This is a genomic window from Paractinoplanes aksuensis, assembly GCF_024137025.1.
Taxonomy (GTDB): domain Bacteria; phylum Actinomycetota; class Actinomycetes; order Mycobacteriales; family Micromonosporaceae; genus Actinoplanes; species Actinoplanes aksuensis.
Genome location: NZ_JAMYJR010000028.1, coordinates 269,744 through 276,039, shown reverse-complemented (window position 1 = coordinate 276,039; position 6,296 = coordinate 269,744). Strand labels below are relative to the sequence as shown.

Below are 6,296 nucleotides of genomic sequence, written 5' to 3'. Positions count from 1 at the left end.
TGGACCGCCCTGCGGCCGACGCCAGCCACGACCTGGACCTCGCCTCGCTCCCACGTGATCCGCCAGATACGCCCTAGGAATCCAGTCGCCCGTCCAGTGCTCGTCCCGTTTCTGTCCGCCCACGCCGCGCTCCGGGCCGCGTGAGCGGTTGGAGCGGCCTGTCTCCCTCGCGACAGTTTCGGGTTGGCGACAGGGGACGGTCTCCGGCGGTGCAAACTCTGCGCGGAGTCGCCGGAACGGAGACCTCATGGTCGAGAACGGACATGTCGGAGACCTCGCCGGGCCGTACGCGGTCGGGGACTGCTCGCCGGGCGAGACGGCCACCGTCGCCGAGCACCTGCGGGGCTGCGCGGCCGAGGTCGACGCTCTCGCCCCGAGCAGTGGCAGCGACCCGCGCGGCCGCATCGCACCATTCAGGCGCTCATGCTGCACCTGTCGGCCAACGACGAACAGGTCGCGCTGGCGGCCGACGCCGAACCGGTTTCCGCCGGTTCGCACGGGCCGGGCGCGCCGCAGACGGGCGCCGAGACCGGGAATGAGGTCCCGGCCGTGCGGCGGCGGTGGCGGGACCGGGCCGACGCCATCCTCGACGCCGTCGGCGGGCGGGACACCGCGCTGCTGGATCGGCCCGTACGGCTGGCCGGGCGGCGTGAGGTGCGCCGCCCACTGCGGGAGGCCCTGATCAGCGCGGCTTCGAGGCCTGGATCCACGCCGAGGACGTGCGGGCGGTGCTCGACCTGCCGCCCCGGGCTCCGGGCGGGCGATCTGATCGGGCCGGGCCGAGCGGTCGCCGAGGTCACGCTGGACGCCGAGCGGTTCTGCCGGTTGCCGGCCGGGCGGCTCGCGCCGGCCGTGCTGCTGGCCTACTACGACGGCTTGACGTACCGGGAGGTCGCGCGGACCCTGGACATCCCGGAGAGCACGGCCAAATGGCGCCTGCGCGACGCCCTGCACCGCCTCGGGGAGCGCCTCACCGCCGAGGGGCTGCGCCCGGACTGACTTTCCGTGGTTGGTGTATGCCCTGGCCAAGGCGTACCGTCCGGATAGCTCGCTGGGGTGGGGAAGGACACGTTGACCGCGATCTTTGGGACGGCACCCGGATCACTTTCGGACTTCGAGGTGATCTCGGAGTTGGGGCGCGGCACCGGCACGGCCGTCTACCGGGTCCGGCGGCACGGCGCCGAGTACGCGCTCAAAGTGCTGTCCTCACCGGACCGGAACACCCTCACCGCCGTCCGCCGCGAGGCCGCCCTGCTCGGCTGCGTCGGGCATCCGCTGCTGCCCCGGATCTACGAGGTGGGCGAGACGGTCGTCGGCCCGTACCTGGTCCTGGAGTACGTCGAGGGCGTCTCGCTGGCCCAGGCGCTGCGCCGGGGGCCGTTCGACGAGCCCGACGCGGTGCGCCTGGCCCTCGACCTGGCCGAGCCGCTGGCCGCCGCCCACGGCGCCGGGCTGGTGCACCGCGACATCAAGCCGGACAACGTCATCGTCGAGCCGGCCGGCACCGCCCGGCTGATCGACTTCGGACTCGCGGTGCGGGACGGGACCGAGGAGGGCGGGGTCGCCGGCACGCCCGCGTACAGCCCGCCCGAGCAGACCGGCATGCTCAAACGGCCCGTCGACGGCCGGTCCGACCTGTACGCGTTGGGCGTTCTGCTCTTCGAATGTGTCACCGGCCGCAAGCCGTACGACGCGACCGACGCCGGCGAGCTGATCCGCCAGCACGCCACCGCGCCGATCCCGGACGCCCGCGAGGGCAGCCCCGGCCTCTCCCCCACCCTGGCCACGATCATCACCACGCTCATGGCCAAGGACCCCGACGACCGCTATCAGAGCGGCGAGAGCCTGATCAGCGATCTGCGCCGGGTCGACACGGGCCCGTTCCCGGTGGCCACCGACCGCCGGGCGATCCAGCCGACGGGTCCGGCCCTGCTGGTCGGCCGCGATCAAGAGATGATCACGCTGGCCAACCGCTGGCTGCAGGCCCGCGACGGCACCGGCGGCGCGGCGATCGTGGAGGGCCCGGCCGGCGCGGGCAAGACCCGGCTCGTGCGGGAGCTGACCAACGCGGTCAAGGTCGACGGCGACCTGGTGCTGTACGGCAAGTGCGTGCACGACGACCCGGTGCCGCTGGCGCCGCTGCGAGGCGCGGTCGAACGGTATCTGCGTACGGTGGAACGCCTGCCCACGGCCGAGCGCGTGCACGTCGTACAAAAATTGCAAAGAGCCGCCGGGCGCGGCGGGCCGCTCCTGCGCACCCTGTCGCCGCTGCTGGCCGACCTGGTGGAGCTGCCCGAGATCGGCGAGCAGAGCCGTCACGAGCAGTTCGTGCACGCCGTCTCGGCCTTCCTGATCGGGCTGGCCGACGAGTTCCAGGGCGCCGTCGTGCACATCGACGACGTGCAGTGGCTCGACGGCCCGACCCGCCGGGTGCTGCAACAGATGACGAGCCGGCTGACCGCGACGCCGCTGCTCATCATCGCGACCAGCCGCGACGGGGCCGACGACACGGCCGCGCTCGACCGGTTCGGCGCCGACATGGACACCACGCTCGACACCCGGATCCCGCTCGGCCCGCTCGACCACGACGCGGTGGCCCGGCTGGTCGACGAGCACCTGGGGGCCGTCCAGCTGCCGGGCGACGAGGTGCGGGAGCTCGCCGTGCGGGCCGGGGGCAACCCGTTCACGGTCGGCGAGTACGTGCGGGCCGTCCTCGACGCCGGGCTGATCACCCCGGCCTGGGGCGCCTGGCGGCTCGACCTGGCCGGGCTCGACCGCATCGACGTCACCGGCGACGCGGCCGACCTGGTGCTCCAGCGCATCGACGGCCTCGGGCTGGAGAGCCGCCACCTGCTGATCACCGGGGCCGCGGCCGGGCGGTTCTTCCCGGTCGACCTGGTCGCGGCCGTCTGCGACAGCGAACCCCGCCAGGCCCGGGTGCTGCTGGCCGAGGCCGAATCGCGGCGGCTGGTGACCGCGTCCGGGCCCGACGGCTACCGCTTCCCGCACGACCGGATCCGCGAGGCGCTGCTGGCCGAGCTGGACGGGCAGACCGAACGCCGCCTGCACCAGCGCATCGCCGAGGTGCTCGACGGCGCCCAGCTCCATGCGCCCAATTTCGTGTACGCCACGGCCCGCCACTACGCCCGCGGTGAACCCGGCCGCCGCCCCGAGCGGGTCTATCTCAGCGGCTACGCGGCCGGTCGCCTGGCATTGGCCGAGCACGCCCCGGCCGAGGCCCGCCAGTTCCTCGAGGTCGCGGCCCGGGCGGCCGAGGTCGCGCAGCTCACCCCGCAGCCGGGCTTCTACGTCGCGCTGGGCACCAGCTGCGCCCGCACCGGACAGTTCGCCAACGCGCTGCGCCACTTCGACCAGGCGCTGCGTGGCGAGCCCGACAAGGTGCGCCGGGCCGAGGTCCGGGCCCTGGTGGCCGTGGTGCACAACAGCGCCTGGAACCCGGACCGCGCGTTCGACGCGGTGCGCCGCGGGCTCTCCGAGCTGGGCTCGCCGCTGCCCCGCAGCCGGCCCGGGCTGGCCCTGACCACCCTGTACTCGCTGCTGCTGGGGCTGTTCGTGGGCCGCACCCGGCTCGGCTTCGGCACCGCCGACGGCCGCCAGCGCGAACGCTTCCGGTTGCAGGCGATTCTGTACGACATCGCCACCTATTCGCTGTCCATGCGGATGCACCGGATCATGCGCGCGGTGATGAGCCTGCGCGCGCTCTACCCGATCAACCGGCTCGGTCCCGGTCGCGAGTACGCGCAGCACATGGCCGGTCTGGGCGTGATCGCCGACGTGGCCGGCAAGCCGAAGTACGCCGACCGCCTGTTCGACCGGGCGGCAGGGGTCGCGGCCGTGATCGGCGACCCGGAGCTGATCGGCTACGTCGAGTGGAAGCGCGGCGTCGGCAGCCACTTCGGCGGCCGCGACGAGGACGGGCAGATCTGGGGCCGGGTGCTGATCGAGCACGAGCGCTGGCTCGAGCTGGGCGACTACCTGACCGGCGTGGGCGGCGTCTGCATGCAGTTCTACAAGCGCGGGCGCACGGCCGACGCCGAGGCCTGGCTGCGACGCGGGCGGGCCCGGCTCGGCCCCGGCGCCGAGGCCGAGGGAGCGGCGTTCCGGGCGGTCGCGGCCATCATCGCCGCCCAGCTCGGCCGGGCCGACGAGGCCGACTCGCACATCGAGGCGCTGCGCCGCTTCCTGCGGGCCAACCCCGACAACCCCATGCAACTGATCAATCTGTACGGGGCCCGGATGGTCGCCCTGTTCGAGACCGACCAGCTCGGTGAGCCGTTCGACCAGCTCACGGCCGAGTTCGCGGCGCTCGGCCTGAAGCCCGGCTCGATGGTCCCCGAGCAGCGGGTGTTCTACGTTTTCGAGGCGCTGGGCCGGCTCGCCCGGTGGCGCCGGGTCGGGCTGTCGGCGTCGCGGGACGCCGTGCGCACCGCGGCCCGCGAGGCGGTCGACCGGTTGGGCGAGAAGGCCACCGACAAGCCGCTGGCCGGGTTCCACCGGGTCGCCGAGGCCGAGTTCGCGCTGCTCGACGGGCACCCGCTCGAGGCGGTGCGGCTGCTCAGCGATGTCGAGGTGGCGCTGCTGCCGCTGGACGCGCCGCTGATCGCGTACGAGGCGGCCCGGGTGCGGGCCCGGGCCCTGACCGCCCTCAACCAGAACGCGTCGGCCGCGCTGCAGGCCAAGGCGGCCCACACGATCGCCACCGAGCAGCAGTGGCCGCAGCGGGTGCGCTGGGTCGAGGACGAGTTCCCGGGCAGCCGGCCCGAACCGGCCAGCCCGGTGCGGGCGGCCACCGACAGCCGGCGTCCGACCGACCTGTTCCGCCGCCGCCTCGAGGCGTTGCAGCAGGTCAGCCTGGCCTCGGCCACCGTGCTCGACCCGCGCGAGCTGGCCCGGGTGGCGCTCGACGAGACGCTGCGCATCCTGGGCGCCGAACGGGCCCTGCTCTTCCTGCCCGGCATCGGCCTCAACCAGCTGGTGCCGCTGGTCGGCCGGGACGGCGGCGGCAACGACCTGCACCAGCTCACCGGGTACAGCGCGACCCTGGTCGACCGGGTCCGCCAGACGGCCGAGCCGATCGTGGTCACCGGCAGCGAGGAGGGCGAGGCCCTCGGCTCGCAGAGCATGCAGACGCACGGCCTGCGCAGCATCCTGATCGCGCCGTTGCAGTTCGACGGGCAGCTGCGCGGCGTGGTCTACCTGGACAGCCGGGTCGCCAAGGGCGTGTTCACCACCGACGACGTGGCCATCCTCAAGGCCATCACCAACCACATCGCGGTGTCGCTCGAGACGGCCCGGGCGGCCCAGCTCGAGGTCGCGGTGCAGGCCGCCCGGCGCCAGCGCGACGTGGCCGAGACGTTGCGCGCGGCCATGGCCGATCAGAGCTCGTCGCTCGACCCCGACGAGGTCATGCAACGACTGCTCGACAGCCTTTCCCGTACGCTCGACGCCGACTCCTCGGTGCTGCTGACCGCGACGGCCGACGGGCAACTCGAGGTCGCGGCCACCCACGGCGCGGCGGCCCAAGTGGGGATGCGGATTCATCCCGTACCGGAAGAATTGTTCGATCTGACCGGCCCGCGGACGGGGATGGCGGCGCCCGCGTTCGACGCGTTGCTCGGCATGCCGCGCAGCTGGTGGGCGATCCCGGTGGCGCGGCACGACGAGCAGTTCGGCATCCTGCTGGTGGGGTGCCGGGCCGTCGTGACCGAGGCCCAGGCCGAGGTGGCCGCGGCCATCGCCGCCCAGGGCATGACGGCATACGAGAATGCCCGGCTCTTCAGCCAGGTGCGCCGGATGGCCACGATGGACGGGCTGACCGGCCTGAACAACCGCAACCACTTCTTCGCCGAGGCGGGCCGCCTGCACCACGACCCGGTGGCCGCCGTCATGATCGACATCGACCACTTCAAGAGCATCAACGACACGTACGGCCATCCGGTCGGCGACGAGGTCATCCGGGTCGTCGCCGACCGGCTGCGCAGCGTGGTCGCCCCCGGCGACGTGCTGGGCCGGTACGGCGGCGAGGAGTTCGCGGTCGTCACCCCGCAGGCGCCGGCCCGGGCCGAGGACCTGGCAAGCCGCCTGCACTGGGTCGTCTCGGGCGAGCCGGTGCCGACCGCGGCCGGGCTGCTGCCGGTCACCATCAGCGTCGGCCTGGCCTGCTCCCACGGCCGGACACCGGACCTGCGCCTGCTGCTCACCCACGCCGACCGAGCACTGTACGAAGCCAAGCAGACCGGCCGCGACCGCGTCGTGGCCTACCCGGCCTGACCCGC

2 protein-coding genes are annotated in these 6,296 nt (G+C 73.7%); both read left to right on the top strand.

The features are described from left to right. The first annotated feature begins 423 nt into the window (after positions 1-423). Entirely contained in the window at positions 424-999 is a 576-nt protein-coding gene (locus M1L60_RS26335; protein WP_253240197.1) for a sigma factor-like helix-turn-helix DNA-binding protein, read from the top strand. Between the two features lie 120 nt (positions 1,000-1,119). Continuing rightward, positions 1,120-6,291 carry a diguanylate cyclase gene (locus M1L60_RS26330; protein WP_253240196.1) on the top strand — a complete coding sequence of 1,724 codons (5,172 nt, stop codon included), beginning with the start codon at positions 1,120-1,122 and terminating at the stop codon, positions 6,289-6,291. Positions 6,292-6,296 lie beyond the last annotated feature (5 nt).

What these genes read in the sequence shown, in the direction of transcription:
- M1L60_RS26335 (WP_253240197.1), top strand. Translation starts at nt 424, where the DNA reads ATGCTGCACCTGTCGGCCAACGACGAACAGGTCGCGCTGGCGGCCGAC.